The sequence below is a fragment of the Shinella sp. JR1-6 genome (genome assembly GCF_004284735.1).
Taxonomy (GTDB): Bacteria; Pseudomonadota; Alphaproteobacteria; order Rhizobiales; family Rhizobiaceae; genus Shinella.
This window is the reverse complement of the sequence record NZ_SHMI01000004.1, coordinates 361909-379603: the sequence shown is the minus strand read 5'-3', so window position 1 is coordinate 379603 and position 17695 is coordinate 361909. Positions and strand designations below refer to the sequence as shown.

The 17695-nt window shown below is 65.8% G+C and carries 16 protein-coding genes; 7 read left to right on the top strand and 9 right to left on the bottom strand.

From position 1 onward, the window contains the following. Positions 1–40: 40 nt before the first annotated feature. Positions 41–346 carry a DUF3307 domain-containing protein gene (locus tag EXZ48_RS09455; RefSeq protein WP_130515556.1) on the top strand — a complete coding sequence of 102 codons (306 nt, stop codon included), beginning with the start codon at positions 41–43 and terminating at the stop codon, positions 344–346. 27 nt (positions 347–373) lie between these two features. Here EXZ48_RS09455 and EXZ48_RS09450 read toward each other — a convergent pair whose 3' ends face one another. Then, positions 374–1273: a hydrogen peroxide-inducible genes activator gene (locus EXZ48_RS09450; protein WP_130515554.1), complete on the bottom strand. Its 900-nt coding sequence runs from the start codon at positions 1271–1273 to the stop codon at positions 374–376. A 168-nt stretch (positions 1274–1441) separates the two neighbouring features. Between EXZ48_RS09450 and katG the strand changes: the two genes are divergently transcribed. Then, a complete protein-coding gene (gene katG / locus EXZ48_RS09445) occupies positions 1442–3616 on the top strand; it encodes a catalase/peroxidase HPI (protein ID WP_130515552.1) in 2175 nt (724 codons plus the stop codon). A 101-nt stretch (positions 3617–3717) separates the two neighbouring features. Here katG and EXZ48_RS09440 read toward each other — a convergent pair whose 3' ends face one another. The 4 genes from EXZ48_RS09440 to EXZ48_RS09425 form a co-directional block, all read right to left on the bottom strand. Further along, entirely contained in the window at positions 3718–3897 is a 180-nt protein-coding gene (locus tag EXZ48_RS09440) for a hypothetical protein (RefSeq protein ID WP_130515550.1), read from the bottom strand. A 95-nt stretch (positions 3898–3992) separates the two neighbouring features. Then, positions 3993–5024 (bottom strand): ABC transporter ATP-binding protein, encoded by a 1032-nt coding sequence (locus EXZ48_RS09435; RefSeq protein ID WP_130515548.1) that lies wholly within the window; start codon positions 5022–5024, stop codon positions 3993–3995. After that, positions 5012–6706, bottom strand: coding sequence for an iron ABC transporter permease (locus tag EXZ48_RS09430; RefSeq protein WP_130515546.1), 1695 nt, complete (start codon positions 6704–6706; stop codon positions 5012–5014). Before EXZ48_RS09430 ends, EXZ48_RS09435 begins: the two co-directional genes overlap by 13 nt. A gap of 17 nt (positions 6707–6723) precedes the next feature. Further along, positions 6724–7701, bottom strand: a complete 978-nt coding sequence (locus tag EXZ48_RS09425) for an ABC transporter substrate-binding protein (RefSeq protein WP_130515544.1) — start codon at positions 7699–7701, stop codon at positions 6724–6726. A gap of 405 nt (positions 7702–8106) precedes the next feature. Here EXZ48_RS09425 and EXZ48_RS09420 point away from each other — a divergent pair, with 405 nt between their 5' ends. After that, positions 8107–8997 carry a DMT family transporter gene (locus EXZ48_RS09420; RefSeq protein WP_130515542.1) on the top strand — a complete coding sequence of 297 codons (891 nt, stop codon included), beginning with the start codon at positions 8107–8109 and terminating at the stop codon, positions 8995–8997. A gap of 107 nt (positions 8998–9104) precedes the next feature. Here the strand turns inward: EXZ48_RS09420 and EXZ48_RS09415 are convergent, their stop codons facing one another. The 4 genes from EXZ48_RS09415 to EXZ48_RS09400 all read right to left on the bottom strand — a co-directional run bounded on the left by EXZ48_RS09415 (position 9105) and on the right by EXZ48_RS09400 (position 11776). Beyond that, on the bottom strand, positions 9105–9839 hold the full coding sequence (locus EXZ48_RS09415) for a hypothetical protein (RefSeq protein WP_130515540.1): 735 nt from the start codon (positions 9837–9839) through the stop codon (positions 9105–9107). Between the two features lie 113 nt (positions 9840–9952). Continuing rightward, a complete protein-coding gene (locus EXZ48_RS35780) occupies positions 9953–10186 on the bottom strand; it encodes a tautomerase family protein (RefSeq protein ID WP_023512526.1) in 234 nt (77 codons plus the stop codon). Between the two features lie 43 nt (positions 10187–10229). Then, on the bottom strand, positions 10230–11054 hold the full coding sequence (locus EXZ48_RS09405; RefSeq protein WP_130515538.1) for a hypothetical protein: 825 nt from the start codon (positions 11052–11054) through the stop codon (positions 10230–10232). 110 nt (positions 11055–11164) lie between these two features. Further along, on the bottom strand, positions 11165–11776 hold the full coding sequence (locus EXZ48_RS09400) for a TerC family protein (protein WP_023512524.1): 612 nt from the start codon (positions 11774–11776) through the stop codon (positions 11165–11167). 376 nt (positions 11777–12152) lie between these two features. On the opposite strand from EXZ48_RS09400, the gene EXZ48_RS09395 reads away from it, so the two are divergent. The 4 genes from EXZ48_RS09395 to EXZ48_RS09380 all read left to right on the top strand — a co-directional run bounded on the left by EXZ48_RS09395 (position 12153) and on the right by EXZ48_RS09380 (position 17680). Beyond that, positions 12153–13628, top strand: a complete 1476-nt coding sequence (locus EXZ48_RS09395) for an NAD-dependent succinate-semialdehyde dehydrogenase (RefSeq protein ID WP_130515692.1) — start codon at positions 12153–12155, stop codon at positions 13626–13628. A 208-nt stretch (positions 13629–13836) separates the two neighbouring features. Next, entirely contained in the window at positions 13837–15084 is a 1248-nt protein-coding gene (locus EXZ48_RS09390) for an NAD(P)/FAD-dependent oxidoreductase (RefSeq protein ID WP_130515536.1), read from the top strand. 158 nt (positions 15085–15242) lie between these two features. Then, positions 15243–16202 carry a LysR family transcriptional regulator gene (locus tag EXZ48_RS09385; RefSeq protein ID WP_130515534.1) on the top strand — a complete coding sequence of 320 codons (960 nt, stop codon included), beginning with the start codon at positions 15243–15245 and terminating at the stop codon, positions 16200–16202. Beyond that, the gene (locus EXZ48_RS09380) at positions 16199–17680 is read left to right on the top strand and encodes an aldehyde dehydrogenase (protein WP_130515532.1); all 1482 of its coding nucleotides are present in this window, start codon (positions 16199–16201) and stop codon (positions 17678–17680) included. Before EXZ48_RS09385 ends, EXZ48_RS09380 begins: the two co-directional genes overlap by 4 nt. Positions 17681–17695: the final 15 nt, after the last annotated feature.

The window sequence follows — 17695 nt, the reverse complement described above, 5'->3', positions numbered from 1 at the left end:
AACCTGCACAGTTCATTCGATGACGAACGAAATTTTGACCATGGGTCTGCTGTTGTGCGCCGGGCATTGGCTCGCCGACTATCCTCTGCAATCAGACTTCCTGGTGAGGGCCAAGGTGGAGGGCCCCCTGCGGGCCTATCATCTCATCGCCCATGCCGGCATCCACGGCGCCGTGGTGCTGCTGGTGACGGGAAGCGCCCTGCTCGGCCTTGCCGAATGGGTCGTGCATGTCGTGATCGACGAGGCGAAGATCCGCGGGAAGATCAGCTTTACGCAGGACCAGGCCCTGCACCTGCTGTGCAAGCTCATCTGGCTGATCATAAGCGTGGTGCTGATCATGCCGTGAAGGGACGGGATCCCGTTCCGCGCCCATTCACCCCTGCTTCTTCAGGCCGGCATCGCGCACGATTTCCGCGATCGTGGTGAACTGGGCCGAAAGCGGATTGCTCTTGCGCCAGACCATGCCGATCGTTCGTGTCGGCCGGGGCTCGGCCAGCGACGATATGCAAACCGAGGCGGACCGGGTTTCCGTGTCGACGGCCATCTGTGGAATAAGCGTCACGCCGATGCCCGCCCCGACCATCTGCACCAGCGTCGACAGCGAGCTTCCCTCCATCAGGTCACGCACCGACGACGCCCCGATATTGCAGACCGAAAGGGCCTGGTCGCGGAAGCAATGCCCCTCCTCCAGCAGCAGCAGCCGCATTTCATGGAGCCGGTCGGAACTCGGCACCGGCTTTCCGGCGTCCTCCAGAGGACGCACCAGCACGAACTCCTCGTCGAAGAGCGCGATCTCCTTGAGGGCCGGCTCCGAAATCGGCAGGGCGACGATGGCCGCGTCGAGCTTGGCTTCCGTCAGGTCCTCGATCAGCCGCTGCGTGATCGCCTCGCGCGGCCGGGGATCGATGCCGGGATAGAGCGTCGCCAGCGCCTTGATGATGTCGGGCAGAAGATAGGGCGCGACCGTCGGGATGACGCCGAGACGGAGGCGGCCGGCAATCGGCCCATGCGCCGCCCGGCCGAGATCCTCCAATTCGTCAACCGAACGCAGGATCGCCCGCGTCCGCTCGGCAAATTCCTCGCCCAGCCCCGTCAGCCGGATGCGCCGCCCGCCGCGCTCGACGAGCGGCACGCCCACCAGGTCCTCCAGCTCGCGGATCTGCACGGAGAGTGCCGGCTGCGATATCGCGCAGCTCTCCGCCGCCCGGCCGAAATGACCGATGCGGGCAAGCGCCTCGAAATAACGCAAATGTTTCATGGTCAGGCCATTCATAACCTGAGCATATCGGAGCATTTAGTTTTTACAATTGGAGTTTATGACTGGCCTTTGCTACGCCTTGGCAACCCGGAAGACGCTTCGCTGCGGCGCCGACCCAAGAGGCGCGCCTGCAAGTACCCTTCCGGTGTCCTGTCGAATCAAGAAAATCCGTTGGAGGACCAAATGGATACGAAGACGACGACGACCGGCAAGTGTCCGGTCATGCACGGCGGCGCCACCGCCCTCAACAATTCCGTCATGGAATGGTGGCCCAACGCGCTCAACCTCGACATCCTGCACCAGCACGACGCGAAGACCAATCCGCTGGGCAAGGGCTTCAACTACCGCGAAGAACTCAAGAAGCTGGACGTGGAAGCGCTGAAGGCGGACCTGCGCGCCCTGATGACCGACAGCCAGGAATGGTGGCCGGCCGACTGGGGCAGCTATGTCGGCATGATGGCGCGCGTCACCTGGCATGCCGCCGGCTCCTATCGCGCCGCGGACGGCCGCGGCGGCGCCAACACCGGCAACCAGCGTTTCGCCCCGCTTAACTCCTGGCCGGACAACGTCAACACCGACAAGGGCCGCCGCCTGCTCTGGCCGGTCAAGAAGAAGTACGGCAACAAGATCTCCTGGGCCGACCTGATCGCGCTCGCCGGCACCATCGCCTATGACGTCGCGGGCCTGAAGACCTTCGGCTTCGCCTTCGGCCGCGAAGACATCTGGGCGCCGGAAAAGGACGTCTACTGGGGTGACGAAAAGCAGTGGCTCGCCCCGAGCGACGGCCGCTATGGCGACGTCTCCAAGCCAGAGACGCTGGAAAACCCGCTCGCCGCCGTGCAGATGGGTCTCATCTACGTCAATCCGGAAGGCGTGAACGGCAAGTCCGATCCGCTGGCGACGGCCGCGCAGATGCGCGAGACCTTCGCCCGCATGGGCATGGACGACGAGGAAACCGTCGCGCTGACCGCCGGCGGCCACACGATCGGCAAGTCGCACGGCAATGGCAACGCGGGTGATCTCAGCGCGGATCCGGAAGCCGCCGGCCCGGAATTCCAGGGCCTTGGCTGGATGAACACGAAGGGCCGCGGCATCGGCCGCAACACGGTCGTCTCCGGCATCGAAGGTGCCTGGACCTCCGAACCGACGAAGTGGGACAACGGCTTCTTCGAAATGCTGTTCAAGCACGAGTGGACGCTGACCCACAGCCCCGCCGGTGCGTCCCAGTGGGCGCCGATCACCATCGCCGAGGAAGACAAGCCGGTCGACGTGGAGGATTCCTCCATCCGCACCATCCCGATGATGACGGACGCGGACATGGCGCTCAAGGTGGACCCGATCTACCGCGAGATCTCGCTGCGCTTCAAGAACGACTTCGCCGCCTTCTCCGATGCCTTCGCCCGCGCCTGGTTCAAGCTGACCCACCGCGACATGGGCCCGAAGTCGCGTTACTTCGGCCCGGACGTGCCGGCGGAAGAGCTCGTCTGGCAGGATCCGATCCCGGCCGGCCGCACGGACTATGACGTCGCTGCCGTCAAGGCGAAGATCGCCGCCTCCGGCCTTCCGGCCGCAGATCTCGTCGCCACCGCCTGGGACAGCGCCCGCACCTTCCGCGGTTCCGACTTCCGTGGCGGCGCGAACGGCGCCCGCATCCGCCTTGCTCCGCAGAAGGACTGGGAAGGCAACGAGCCGGCGCGTCTCGCCCGGGTCCTCGCCGTCCTGGAGCCGATTGCGGCCGCGTCGGGCGCAAGCCTTGCGGACGTCATCGTTCTCGCCGGCAACTGGGGTGTCGAGCAGGCGGCGAAGGCCGCAGGCGTCGACGTCACGGTGCCCTTCGCACCGGGTCGCGGCGATGCGACGGCCGAGCAGACCGATGCGGACGGCTTTGCCCCGCTCGAACCGCTCGCCGACGGTTTCCGCAACTGGCAGAAGAAGGACTATGTGGTGAGCCCGGAAGAGCTGCTGCTCGACCGCGCCCAGCTCATGGGCCTGACGGCGCCGGAAATGACGGCGCTCGTCGGCGGCCTCCGCGTCATCGGCACCAACCATGCCGGCACCGCTCATGGCGTGTTCACCGACAAGGTCGGCGCACTGACGACGGACTTCTTCGTCACGCTTACCGACATGGGTTATTCGTGGATTCCGACGGGCAACAACCTGTACGAGATCCGCGACCGCAAGACGGGTGCCGCCAAGTATACCGCGACGCGCGTCGACCTCGTCTTCGGCTCGAACTCGATCCTGCGCGCCTATGCGGAGGTCTATGCACAGGACGACAACAAGGAGAAGTTCGTGAAGGACTTCGTTGCCGCCTGGGTCAAGGTCATGAACGCCGACCGCTTCGATCTGGCCGCCTGACCAAAAGACCAGCCCGGTATCCGGGAGCGACGCATATCCCTTCCCCCGCTTCGGCGGGGGAAGGCCTGCCGAAAGGCCCAATCGGCCCTGGCACCGTCGAACTACGAGGGGTCTGCCGTTCCCTTGGAAACCCCATCCGCGGATTTGGGCTTACGGCCAGACGGCGCTTTTCCGGCGCGCTCGCGGGCATGGGCCTCCGGTCCGGCAACGATCATGCCCGGCTTCTTTTCTTCCCGGCGCTTGTCTTCCGTCGACCTGGCAACGTCAGAGATCTTGTCCATGGCTTGCTGTTCTCCGTTGAACGATCAGAGGCCTAACGAAGCCGCCGGTCCCTGGTTCCCCGGAAAACCCAAATGTCGCCTCTCCCGTTTCAGGGCTAGAGCCGCCATGCGGAAACAATTGTCACGGATACGGTGTCGCCCGGTGCCGGTTTCTCACGGCTGAAGGCGCGCAGGATCTGGCCGTCCGCCAGCGCCAGCGTCAGGCTGTAGCGCTCTCCCTCGTAGAGCGATGAGCGGACCTGTGCCGCGATCCCCTCGCCGCCCAGCACCACATCCTCCGGCCGGACGAGAACATCGGACACCATGCCGCCGTCGGACACAGCCGGCGCCAGCAGGGTCCGCAGCACCTCCCAGTCGAGTTTTCGCGGCATCTCCGCAGTCACGGCAAGTGAAAGAACGGCGCCGCGGCCGATCAGGCTACCGACAAGCCGCCCCTCGGGGCGGGCATAGATCTCCTGGGGCGGCGCAACCTGCAGCAGCTCGCCCCGGGACATGACCGCAATGTCGGTGGCGAGCGCCATGGCCTCGCTCTGGTCGTGCGTGACATAGACCATCGTCGCGCCGGAGCGCTGGTGGAACTCGCGAAAGGTCTCCTCCATCTCCTGTCGTAGGTGCCTGTCGAGATTGGCCAGCGGCTCGTCGAGCAGCACGACATCCGGCTGGGTAACGAGGCAGCGTGCAAGCGCGACACGCTGGCGCTGGCCGCCGGAGAGGTCCGCCGGACGGCGCTCGGCGAAGTCGGCAAGGCGCACGGTCTCGAGCGCCTCGACGATCCCGCGGCGATAGGCATCCTTCGAAACGCCGCGCACCTTCAGCGGATAGCCGACATTGTCGGCGACGCTCATATGCGGCCACAGCGCATAGGACTGGAACACCATCGCCATGTTGCGCCGCTCGGGCGGCAGGGACTGCGCGGGATCGGCCAGAAGCCGCTCGCCGAGGAAGATCGCGCCGTCGCTCGGCGCTTCGAAACCGGCGATCATCCGCAGCACCGTCGTCTTGCCGCAGCCGGACGGGCCGAGCAGCGCAAGGAAGCCCCCGTCGCGCACATCGAGCGAGACGCCCTTCACCGCCGGCCGGCCGCTGCCGAAATCCTTGCTGACATTGTTGAGGATCAGCTTCGCCACGGCACCACTCCTTTCGGCAGGTGCTTCGCCATCGTTTCGAGCAGCAGCATCATGGCGACGACCATGAACACCACGAGCACCGAGAGGGCGGAAGCGAGATCCGAGCCACCGCTGTCGTCGAGATTGTAGATCACGACGCCGAGCGTCTGCGTACCCGCGGACCAGAGCAACGCCGAAACCGTCAGCTCGTTGCAGGCGATGAGGAAGACGAGGATAACGGAGGCGCCAGCGGCGGGCGCCACCAGCGGGATCAGAATATCTCTCAGACGCACGAAAAAGCTGGCGCCGGCCAGGCGCGCCGCCTCCTCGAGCGCCGGATCGAGCTGGCGGTAGGCGCTGACGACGGGTTTCAGACTGACCGCGAAGAAGCTCGCGAAATAGGCAACGAGGATGATCCAGATCGTGCCGTAGAGCGTCACGTTGAAGACCGGCAGGGGCGCTGCGAAAACGAGGATGAAGGCGACGGCGATGACAATGCCGGGCAGCGCGTAGGGAATCTCGATCAGGTTCGCCAGGACGCGCACCGTCGCATCCCGCCGGCGCGTCAGCAGGTAGCCTGCAAGCACCGACAGGGCGAGCAGGCCGATGGCGGTGGCGGCGGCAAGGAACAGGGAGTTGGCAAAGGCGGTCCGGGTGATCGCCTGCCGCAGCAGGACCTCCCCGAAAGCATGGAAGGACAGGGTGTCGGCTGTCAGCGGCACGCCATAGGCCGGCACGAGCGCGCCGGCCACGAGTGCGAGAAAGGGCGCGACCAGCATGACGAAGAGGAGGACCACCAGCAGGGGCAGGAAGACGAAGCGCCATCGGCCAACGGGAAGGCATGCCGCCGTACCGGCCTGGCCGAGAATGCGATAGTCCCGGCCACCAAGTGCACACTCCTGCACGGCAAGCCCGGCCACCGAAATCAGCGCGATGACGCCCGAAAGCAGTGCGACCTCGCCGAAGGTGCGATCCGTGAAGGCGGCGAACTTGGTGAAGACAAGGGTCGAGAGAGTGTAGATCGATGCCGGGATGCCGAGGATCGCCGGAATGCCGAAATTGCCGATACAGGAGACGAAGGCGATGGCGGCGCCGGCGATCATGCCAGGCAACGCAAGCGGCAGGACGATATCCCGGAACGTGCGCAGGGCCGAGGCGCCGGAAAGGCGCGCCGCCTCCATCCCGTCGCGGGGCATGTTCATCAGTCCGGCCCGCAGGGCCAGATAGACGAGCGGCGCATGCTGCACCCCGTAGAGCAGCGCAATCCCGCCGACCGAATAAAGCGGCTGCGGCGAGCCGAGCGGCGGCGCGATGTGCAAGGCCTTCAGGAGCGGGCTTGCGGGGCCGGACATCTGCACCCAGGCCAGCGCCGTCACCTGCGGCGGGATCATCATCGGCAGCACGAAGAGAAAGCTGAGCGTTCCCCGGGCCGGCATGTCGGTCAAGGTCAGCAGGAAAGCGAAGAGCGAGCCGATCGCCAGCGAGATGACCGTGCCCAGAACGGCGGTGACGAGCGTGAAGTACGTCGCCGACCAGAGCGCGCGATCGGTGAGCACGTCAAAGGCGCCGCCATCGGCGAAGGCGATGATGCCGGTCACCGCCAGCCGCGCCAGGGGCAGCACGCTGAGGACGACAACCACGCCTGCGATAAGCGGAAGCAGCCAGATCGGCTGGCTGCTTCCCGGACGAACATAACCGTACATGAACGTCGCGGCGCGCCTCAGTTCGAGCCGAAGGAACCGGAGAACGTCTTCAGGTCCGCATCCGCGTTCTTCAGCGCGGTCGCCGCATCGAGCGGCAGAACGCGGATGGTCTCGCGTGCGGGAAACCCTTCGGGCATGGCGATGCCATTGCGTGCCGGGATGTAGCCGAGCTTGACGAAGCCTTCCTGCCCCTCGACCGAAAGAACGTAGTCGACGAACTTCCTGGCCGCCTCGGCATTCTTCGAGGATGCGAGGATGCCGACAGGCTCGGTCACGGCGGAGACGCCCTCGGCCGGGAAGACGAACGCGACGGGTGCCCCTTTCGCCTTCTCGCGGATCGGCATGTAGTCGACGACCATGCCATAGGCCTTTTCGCCCGAAGCGACCGCCTTCAGCACCGCACCGTTGCCACCCGCCGCCGTGACGCCGTTTTCGGCGAGCGCCTTGTAGTAATCCCAGCCGAGGCCATCGACGGCCGCCAGCGTCTGGGTGTGGATGAGGGCGGCGCCCGACGTCAGCGGGCTCGGCATGGTGGCAAGCCCCTTGGCCTCCGGCTTCGTGAGATCCTGCCAGCGTGCCGGCTTCATGGCGGCCGCGGTGTTGTAGACGATGCCGGTGGTGATCAGCTTGGTCGAATAGTAATAGCCGTCCTTGTCATAGAGGCTGGCATCGTAGTTGCCGGCTTCCGGCGAGGCATAGGCGAGCAGTTTGCCGTCCTGCTTCAGCCGTTCGAGCGTGACGGTATCGGCGATCAGCAGCACGTCGGCAACCGGATTGCCGGCTGCGATCTCGGCCTGGAGCTTGGCCATGATCTTCGGCGTGCCATCGCGCACCCAGTCGACCTTGATATCGGGATTGGCAGCCATGAAGCCATCGACGGTCGCCTGCGCGTCCTCGTTCGGCTGGCTGGTGTAGAGCACGAGATTTGCGGCGGAGGCCGGCAGGGCGGCGAAACTGGCGGCGAGGAGGGCGGCGGCGGAAACAAGGGTTTTCATGGGAGCATCCTTCCGGGAACGTCATCGCTCCCTACCCCGGTCGCTTGACACCTATGTGACACCGCCGCCTGCACCGTGGCGACGACCGGCATCCTGCGAACACGCCGCATGATGATGGAGCGTTGCCCTGCCCTGACTGACGGACGACCTGCCTATGTTCAGCAGCACATCCAGGAGAAAAATAGCCAGCCAAGGATTTTCCATCATTGTAAAACACCTTGAACCTACGCCCTTCGACCACCGGGAGACCTTCCATCGATGGCACAGCGCGCCGGGCTTGCCGCTGGAGGTCGTGCCGATCGCACCGGAACCGAAAGTCCCTGTTGACGGATGCAAGCAGCGCTGGACGAAGGCCGTCCGATCCCGCTTTAACGTCCCGGCACGACATGTAGCGATCGGAAGACGATGCCAATCCACGAACTTGCAGCACTCGGCGCGGCAACCTGCTGGGCCCTGACGGGATTGATCTCGGCAGGCCCCGCTGGGCATCTCGGCGCGCCAGCCTTCAACCGGGCGCGCCAGATCTTCGTCACCGCGCTCCTGGCATGTTACGTCCTCGCCACCGGAGTCTGGCGCGACCTGGACATGGCAAGCGCCGGCCCGCTGCTCCTGTCCGGCCTGATCGGCATTTTCATCGGCGATACGCTGCTCTTCGAAACGCTCAACCGCCTCGGCCCGCGCCGATCCGGCATCCTCTTCGCGCTGAATGCGCCGATTGCCGCGCTGCTCGGGTGGCTGGCTCTCGGCGAGACCCTGTCGCCCTTCGCAGTGGCCGGCATCCTGCTGACCGCGTCGGGCGTGCTGCTCGCCATCGTCTTCGGCAAGCGCCGGGCGCAGATGCATCAATGGGAAACGATCAAGGGACCGCTTTCCATCGGCGTGCTGCTCGGTATCGGCGCTGCGACAGGTCAGGCTATCGGCTCCATCCTCGCCCGACCGGTCATGGCGACCGGGATCGATCCCTTCCTGGCCTCGCTGCTGCGCGTCGGCGTCGCCGCCTTCTGCCTCAGCATCCTGATCCAGCTACCGATTCCCTCCATCAAGCCGAAGGGACCGCTGACGCTGAAGGTCGCTGCGCTCACCGCCCTGACCGGCATCCTCGCGCTCGCCATCGGCATGACGCTGCTGCTGTTTGCCCTTTCCGGCGGAAAGGTCGGCATCGTCTCTACCCTGTCGGCCACCTCGCCGGTGATGATCCTGCCCATGCTTTGGCTGAAGACCGGCGAAAGGCCCGCCGGCGGCGCCTGGGCCGGCGCCCTCCTGGTGGTCGCCGGCATGGCTCTGATCTTCATGTAGGAGCAGCGTGCGCCGCGGCGGGAACACTTCGGGATGTCACCGCCGATACCGCCAGAGCCGGCCCCGCTCATCGCCGAAGGCTTCGAGCCAAAAATCCCCGAGCCTGTTCATTTCTGCCGAGACGGCACGACGAGCAGTCGCGACCAGGAAAGACCTTCCCCTTCACAGGTGATGCGCAGGACCTGCATGGAGCCGGCCCCGGCGAGAAGGCTCCATGTTGCGGGATTCGCGAGCGTGCATGCGGAAAGATCGAGCGCTCCGTCATCGATCAGGTCCACCGCTGCAAGCGGGCCAAGCCGGTCATAGGGCTCCAGCGCCGCGGCCAGCTGGTCGGCTGCAACCTCCCACTGCCGGCGCAGTTCCCCAGCCGTCAGCCCGTAGCGGGTTCCGTCCAGGTAGCGGACATCGATGCCGGCCTGCATGGAATAGGTCATGACATCCGGCGTTTCGCCCCGGGCCGATGCACTGCCCGCCGGCAGGGCCTTTCGCTCGGACAGAAGGTCGAAGGCATCCCGGCGCTGGGCCAGCGCCTCGTTCCGGATGCTCGGCGTCAGGCCGGATGGATCGCTCTCATAGTCCGGCACCAGCCGTGTCCTGTAGACCGGCCAAAGTGCTTCCTGCGCCGTAGCCGCATCGATGAGCACGACGAAAACCGTGCTGACGGTCGCGTTGTAGGATCCGAGATTGTCGCTGACGGTGCGCAGGACGAGAATTTCGCGGGCACCGACCCCAAACACCTCGTCGCGCACCGAGAGCGCGTCCGGCGGCGTTGCCATCGCCGTTGCGGCGGACCAGATGAAAACCATCCCCGACACGAAGCCCGCCTTGCCCATCGATGTCATGCCCGGCCTCCTCGCGGTTCGGCTGCAATCCGTGCCGGCCGGCCTACCTCCCCCGCCTGGCACCGACCGAAGGTAAACATACGGAGGGGCCCGCGGAACCGGCACCTGCGGCCTCAGTCTTCAGGACCGTAGCCAGGCATCCGGTAGATCCTGCCGGGTTGCCTCTGGATATCCGGCACATAGACCTTGGCCATCCATTCCTCGTCCTTGACGTCCTCGATCGCGACCGACACGAGGTCCTCGCCGCAACCAAGCGTCGTCGTGACGGCCAGGGTAAGGGCGTCGGAAAGTGCCTTCTTCTGCTCTTCCGTGCGCCCTTCGACCATCTTGAGTATCACATGCGGCATCGCTGCCTCCCTGTTGCGTTTCGCAGGCCGTGCTTCGCAGTGCCTACGGCCATTGTTTTGCCCATTCCTTCAGCTCCGCCCTTGCCTTTTCCGGCCAGCCCGTCACCGGGGCGGGAAAGACAGCGATCTTTTCGCCGTCCGGCTTCCAGGCCACATAGGCGCGACGGTCGTTCGAGGAGAGGAAGACCAGCCCCGCCTCGTCAAGGCATGCATGCGGGCGGCACGCGGTGCCGACGAAGTCGTCTCCCTTGAACTCACCGCTTCCCACGCCGCTCATCAATTGCTGGAACTGCGAGAAATCCCAGCCGAGCACCATCTTCAGGCTGGCGGCGATCTCGGCATTGGCAAAGGCGTCAGAGGGATGTGCGAAGGTGCGCTCCCGCAGATTGCCCCAGCCGCGCGTTTCGTCCGGGTGGAAGGCCACCGGCGCAAGCGGCGTCATGCCCCGGTCGGCGGTCCATTGCCAGCGCTCGGTATCCCGCCCGGGAACGCTCGCCGTCGAGAACAGCAGTGCCGGGCCATCCACCGAATGCGACACGGGCGTGCAGCTGTCGAGGGGGCCGTCTATGCGCGGCGCCCCCTTTTCGGGAAAGGACAGCACGAAGGGGGAACCTTCACAGGCATTGCCCCCGACCGAACTCGTGCCCACGACCACGACCGTGCCGCCGAAGGCGTAGACGTCGTCCAGAAAGATGAGCGCATTGGTGTGCAGTTCCCGACCGTCGACGGTGAGCACCTTCTCGAAATCCCGCTCCTTGATCTCGATCGTGCGGCCCGCGATCTTTTCCAGCTCCACCGCGCCGGCGGATGGGGCAAGGCCGGCAAGGCAGCCAATGAGGGAAGCCGTGAGAATCAACCGTCGCGTCATGAAAATCTCCTGCACTTTGCCTGCAGGCTAGCCCGGCGCGGCCGTCTATCGCAACCGGGCAATCCCTTTTCAGGCAGGCAGCAACGGCGGCTGCCGCGAAGACGTCACGCCTAGCCAGCGGCCAGATAGGGCATCACCTCCAGCGCGCCGCGATAGATCATGTCGAGCGCGACATAGAGGATGATCGCAAGGCCGACATAGGCGATCCAGCGGTGCCTGTTGAGCAGATTGGCGATGAAATTGGCCGCGATGCCCATCAGCGCAATCGAGAGCGCAAGGCCGATGACCAGCACGCTCGGATGCTCGCGCGCGGCGCCGGCGACGGCAAGCACATTGTCGAGCGACATGGAAACGTCGGCAACGACGATCTGCGTGGCGGCCTGAAGGAAGGTCTTTTTCGGCGTGTCCTGCAGGCTCGCCTCCTCTTCCCCGCCATGGCCGGCATGCAGCTCGCGCCACATCTTCCAGCACACCCAGAGCAGCAGCAGGCCACCGGCGAGCAGGAGGCCGATGATCGCAAGCAGATGCACCGCGACCGTCGCAAAGGCGATGCGCAGCACGGTCGCCGCCAGGATGCCGACGAGGATCGCCTTCTTGCGCTGCTCGGCCGGAAGACCCGCCGCCGCAAGACCGATGACCACCGCATTGTCGCCCGCGAGGACGAGATCGATTGCAATGACCTGCAAGAGCGCCGTCAGTCCGGCCGCTGTCAGAATTTCCATGCTCCGTCACCTATTGGTATGCGCCGGCTGACGAACGTCTCGAAGGCACCGGCGATTGATGTGTTGCCCTGCGCGACCGGATCGGGTGCCCGCCGCGTCCCGCATGCCCATTCATCGCCGAAAGCCGGCGTGAGGTCAAAGTGCCACACCAACAATCCCCCGCCGCTTTTTGCCGCCGTCGGGCGCCGGCCCTGCGGCTCCCTCATGCGCAAACCGCCAGTTCTCAGGCCGCCGCAATCGCCAAGACGCAGGGTCGACGATCACAGGAAGGAGCCGGCCGAAAAGGGTGGCCGAAGCATGCGGCATCATCCCGATTGCAGGCGAGCGGTTGCTCGCCTATTGCATCTTCGAGGACGTCTCATCGGGAGGACACCGTTTGGCCCTGTCTCGCAATCTCATCAGCCGCCTGAAGAACCCGGCATTGTTCGAAGCGATCGGCGATCCAGCCTGGCTCGGCCTTGCCGCCGACAACCCCACCTTCACGGTCTTCAATCCCGCCACCGGCGCACATCTGGCCGACATCCCCGACATGGGCGTCGTCGAAGCACGCACGGCGATCGAGCGGGCCGGCGAAGCCCAGACCGAATGGGCCGCGCGCACCGCGCGCGAGCGGTCCGACACACTGTGGCGCTGGCACCAGCTGATCGTGCAGCACACGGACGACCTTGCGACGATCCTGACCGCAGAGATGGGCAAGCCGTTTGCCGAGGCGAGGTCCGAGGTCTCGCATGCCGCGGCCTATCTGCAATGGTATGCGGAGGAAGCGAACCGGGTCTATGGCGAAACGATCCCCGCCCCCTCCCGCGACCGGCGCATGATCGTCATCAAGCAGCCGATCGGCGTCGTCGGCGCCATCACGCCCTGGAACTTTCCTGCCTCGATGGTCGCGCGAAAGATCTCGCCGGCGCTTGCCGCCGGCTGCACGGTCGTTCTCAAGCCGGCAGAACAGACACCCCTCGTGGCTGGCGCGATGTTCGCGCTGGCGGAAAAGGCCGGCTTTCCGCCGGGCGTCGTCAACCTGATCTATGCCGCCGAGGGCGACGCCATCGGCCGCGAACTCTGTTCCAATGCGACGGTGCGCAAGATCAGCTTCACCGGCTCCACGGAAGTGGGACGGCTGCTGATGCGGCAATGCGCCGACCAGGTGAAAAAGCTCAGCCTGGAGCTCGGCGGCAACGCCCCCTTCATCGTCTTCGACGACGCGGATGTCGATGCTGCCGTCGACGGAGCCATCCAGGCGAAGTTCCGCAATGCCGGCCAGACCTGCGTTTCCGCGAACCGGCTCTATGTGCAGGCCGGCGTGCACGACGAATTCGCACGGAAATTCACCGAGCGGGTGCGCACGCTCTCCGTCGGCGACGGTTTCGACCCCGATGTCGCGATCGGCCCGCTGATCGACACCCGGGCGCTCTCCAAGATCGAGGCCCATGTCGCCGATGCGGTCGACCGTGGCGGCAGCATCCATTGCGGCGGGAAACGCATCGAGGGCGCCGGCACCTTTTTTGCACCGACCGTGCTCACCGGCATCTCGCGCGACATGCGCATCGCGCAGGAGGAGACCTTCGGCCCGCTCGCCCCGATCATCCGCTTCACGGATGCCGATGCGGTGGTGCGCGAGGCGAACGACACGATCTACGGCCTCGCCGCCTATTTCTACGCCTCCAATCTCAGCCGCGTCTGGCGGGTGGCGGAGGCCCTGGAATACGGCATGGTCGGCATCAACACAGGCCGCATGTCCTCGGAAGCCGCCCCCTTCGGCGGCGTCAAGCAGTCCGGCATGGGACGGGAGGGCTCCCGCCATGGCCTGGAGGACTATCTGGAGATGAAATATCTCTGCATGGGCGGCATCTGACGGCAAGCCCCGGCGAACCCGCCGGGGCCGCTCATCCCTTCCCGATCCACCGGCATGCCCTGCGCGCGCCCGCAGAATTCGGCCAGCTTAGCGGCCGCCTAATCAGCGCTGAATCAAACGCTCATGTCGGCGCTTTCCGCCTTCCACTACACATCGACCCCGATACAGCAGCAGGGGCCGGTGCTCCGGAAACGGGAAGGAAAGCGGCATGGCAGTGGAAAAAGTGGATACGCTCGTCATCGGTGCCGGTCAGGCGGGCGTTGCGATGAGCGAGCACCTCGGCAGACGCGGCCTTGCCCATCTCGTTCTCGAAAAAGCCCGTATCGCCGAAAGCTGGCGCACCGCCCGCTGGGACAGCCTCGTTGCCAACGGCCCGGCCTGGCACGACCGCTTCCCCGGCCTGACTTTTCCCGGCCTCCACGACGACGCCTTCGCCCCCAAGGAACAGGTGGCCGACTACTTCGTCACCTATGCGGAGAAGATCAAGGCGCCGATCCGCTGCGGCGTCGAGGTCAGGTCCGTGCGCAAGGAGGGAGACATCTTCCGCGTCGAGACCTCCGACGGCGTGATCGAGGCGAAAAACGTCGTCTCCGCAACGGGTGCCTTCCAGCGCCCGGTCATGCCCGCCCTGGTGCCGGCGCAACAGGGCCTCACGCAGATCCATTCCAACACCTACCGCAATCCGGGCCAGCTGCCCGAGGGCGCAGTGCTGGTGATCGGAGCCGGCTCCTCCGGCACGCAGATCGCCGATGAGCTGCTGCGGGCCGGCCGACGCGTCTATCTTTCCATCGGCCCGCACGACCGGCCGCCGCGGCGCTACCGCGGCAAGGATTTCTGCTGGTGGCTCGGCGTGCTCGGCATCTGGGACCTCAAGGTGCCCGCGCCGAACACCGAGCACGTCACCATCGCCGTCAGCGGTGCCTATGGCGGCAACACCGTCGATTTCCGTCGCCTCGGCAATCGAGGCATGACCCTGCTCGGCCGGGCCGAAAGCTTTTCCGGCGGCGTGCTGCATGTCGCCCCCGACCTTGCCGACAACATTGCACGGGGTGATGCCAACCACCTCTCCCTGCTCGATCGCGCCGACGCCTATGCCGCCGAAAACCATCTCGACCTGCCGGAGGATCCCGAAGCACGCCGTCGTGAGGCGGATCCGGCCTGCCTGACCGATCCGATCCTCGCGCTCGACCTCAAGGAAGCCGGGATCAGCACCATCATCTGGGCGACGGGTTATGCGGTCGATTACGGCTGGCTGAAGCTCGACGCCCTCGACGAAAAGGGCCGCCCCGTCCACGACCGCGGCGTCTCCAGGGTACCGGGCCTCTTCTTCGTCGGCCTGCCGTGGCTCTCTCGCCGCGCCTCCTCCTTCATCTGGGGCTGCTGGCACGATGCGGATTACCTTGCCGGCTACATCGCCGAGCACCGCGGTACGGAGCGGATCGCCGCAGCCTCCTGAAATCCGACGGCGCCAAAAGCCCGCAAGGAGGAAGCGAGCATGCCATGAACCGACATCCAGCCCCCGAAGATGAGCCCGTCATTCACAATCCCGAGGAGCGCGCCCTTTCCGCGCGTGCGAATCTGTTCCTTAATTGGCGCCTCAACAGGGGAACAGACATGGTGTTGCGCTTCACGCTCCGGCAACTGGAATATCTCGTCGCGGTCGGGGAATTCGGCTCGGTCACCGAGGCGGCCGAACGGGTCAACGTCTCGGCCCCATCCGTCTCGGCCGCGATCTCGCAGCTCGAGAAGGAATTCGGCATCAACCTCTTCGTGCGCCGTCACGCCCATGGCTTGTCGTTGACCCAGGCCGGCCACAGCTTCGTCGCGCAGGCACGGCAGATCCTCTCAGAGGCCGCAAAGCTCAACGCCCTTTCCAACGAACTGACGGGCCAGGTGCGCGGGCCGCTGCATGTCGCCTGCCTCGTCACCTTTGCGCAGGCCGTCATCCCCTCGCTGCGCCGCGCCTTTTCCGACGCCTATCCCGACGTCGATTTCTTCCAGTACGAGCGCGACCAGGCGCGCATTCTCGAAGGCTTGCGCATGGCGCGCTTCGACATCGCGCTCAGCTACGACCTCGACATTCCCGCCGACGTGACCTTCCACGAGCTGGCGGTCCTGCCGCCCTATGCGGTGCTGCACGAGGATCATCCGCTGGCCGGCCGCAGCGGTGTCACGGTGGAGGATCTTGCACCCCATCCGATGATCCTGCTCGACCTGCCGCACAGCTCGGCCTACTTCCTGTCGCTCTTCCGCGAGGCCGGCCTCACACCGCATATCGCCGAGCGCACACGCGACATGTCCGTGATGCGCGCCATGGTCGCCAACCGCTTCGGCTATTCCATCGCCAATATCCGGCCAGTCTCCACCTATGCGCTGGATGGCGGCCGGCTGACTTTTGTGCCGCTGACGGGAAACCTGCGTCCGATGCGCATGGGCATCCTGTCGATGGCCGGTTCGACCCCAGCACTCACCGTCCGGCGCTTCATCGATTTCTGCGGCGAGACGATCCGCGGCATGGGCATGGACCTGCCGGTTTGCGCCGATGCCGCCCAGCAAGAGAAAGGCAATTCATGACGACGACGACCGAATGGCGCGAGCGCGCCGCGCGCCTGAAGTTCCGCAACGGCCTCTACATCGAGGGGAGCTTTCGCGAGGCGGCGAAGGGCGGCCGGTTCGAGACCGTGAACCCGGCCAATGCCGAAGTGCTGACGGCGGTTTCCCGCGGCACCGCTGACGATATCGATGTTGCAGTGGCCTCTGCCCGCCGCGCCTTCGACGACGGCCGCTGGTCGGGCAAGTCGCCGGCCGAGCGCAAGGAGGTGTTGCTGCGCCTCGCCGCGCTCATCCGCGACAACATCCCGGAACTCGCCCTTCTCGAAACACTCGACGTCGGCAAGCCGATCACCGACAGTTCGACCATCGATGCGCCCGGCTCCGCCCACTTCTTCCAGTGGCACGCGGAGGCCATCGACAAGCTCTACGACGAGATCGCGCCCACCGGCCGCGGCGATCTCGCCCTGATCCGCCGCGTGCCGCTCGGCGTCATCGGCGCCGTCGTGCCGTGGAACTTCCCGCTCGACATGGCGACGTGGAAGCTCGCGCCGGCACTCGCCACGGGCAATTCCGTGGTGCTGAAACCGGCCGAACAATCGCCGCTCTCCGCCCTGATGCTGGCCGAACTCGCCTCCGAGGCGGGCCTGCCGGACGGGGTGCTGAATGTCGTGCCCGGTTATGGCGAGGATGCCGGCCGGGCGCTCGGCCTGCATGGCGATGTCGACGCGCTCGTCTTTACCGGCTCGACCAAGGTCGGCAAGCTCTTCATGACCTATGCCGGGCAAAGCAACATGAAGCAGGTCTGGCTGGAGACCGGTGGCAAGTCGCCCAGTCTGGTCTTCGCCGATGCCGATCTCGACAAGGCGGCCGAGATGGCGGCCTTCGGCATCCTGTTCAACTCCGGCGAGGTGTGCTCGGCCAACTCGCGCCTGCTGGTGCACCGCTCCGTGCAGGAGGAGTTCACGCAGAAGGTCATCGCCGCCACCGCCGCCTGGCCACTCGGCGATCCGCTCGATCCCGCAACCCGCATGGGCCCGCTCGTTGAAAGGGCCCATGCCGACCGCGTCGCCTCCTATATCGACATCGGCCGCAAGGAAGCCCGCCTCGCCCATGGCGGCGAACGCGAGACACGCAATGGCTCGGATTGCTACATCCAGCCGACGATCTTCAACGACGTCGCGCCGGATGCCCGCATCGCCCGCGAGGAGATTTTTGGTCCCGTCCTCGCCATCACGCCCTTCGACAGCGACGAAGAGGCGCTGCGGATGGCGAACGACAGCGAATACGGACTTGCCGCATCCGTCTGGACGAAGGACCTTTCGCGTGCGCTCTCCGTCTCCGACCGTCTCCAGGCTGGGACGGTTTCGGTCAACACGGTCGACGCGCTCTCGGCGATGACACCCTTCGGCGGCATGAAGCAGTCCGGTTTCGGTCGCGATCTCTCCCTTCACAGCTTCGACAAGTACTGCGCGCTCAAAACCGTGTGGGTGAAATACTAGGCATCGGCCGCCCGG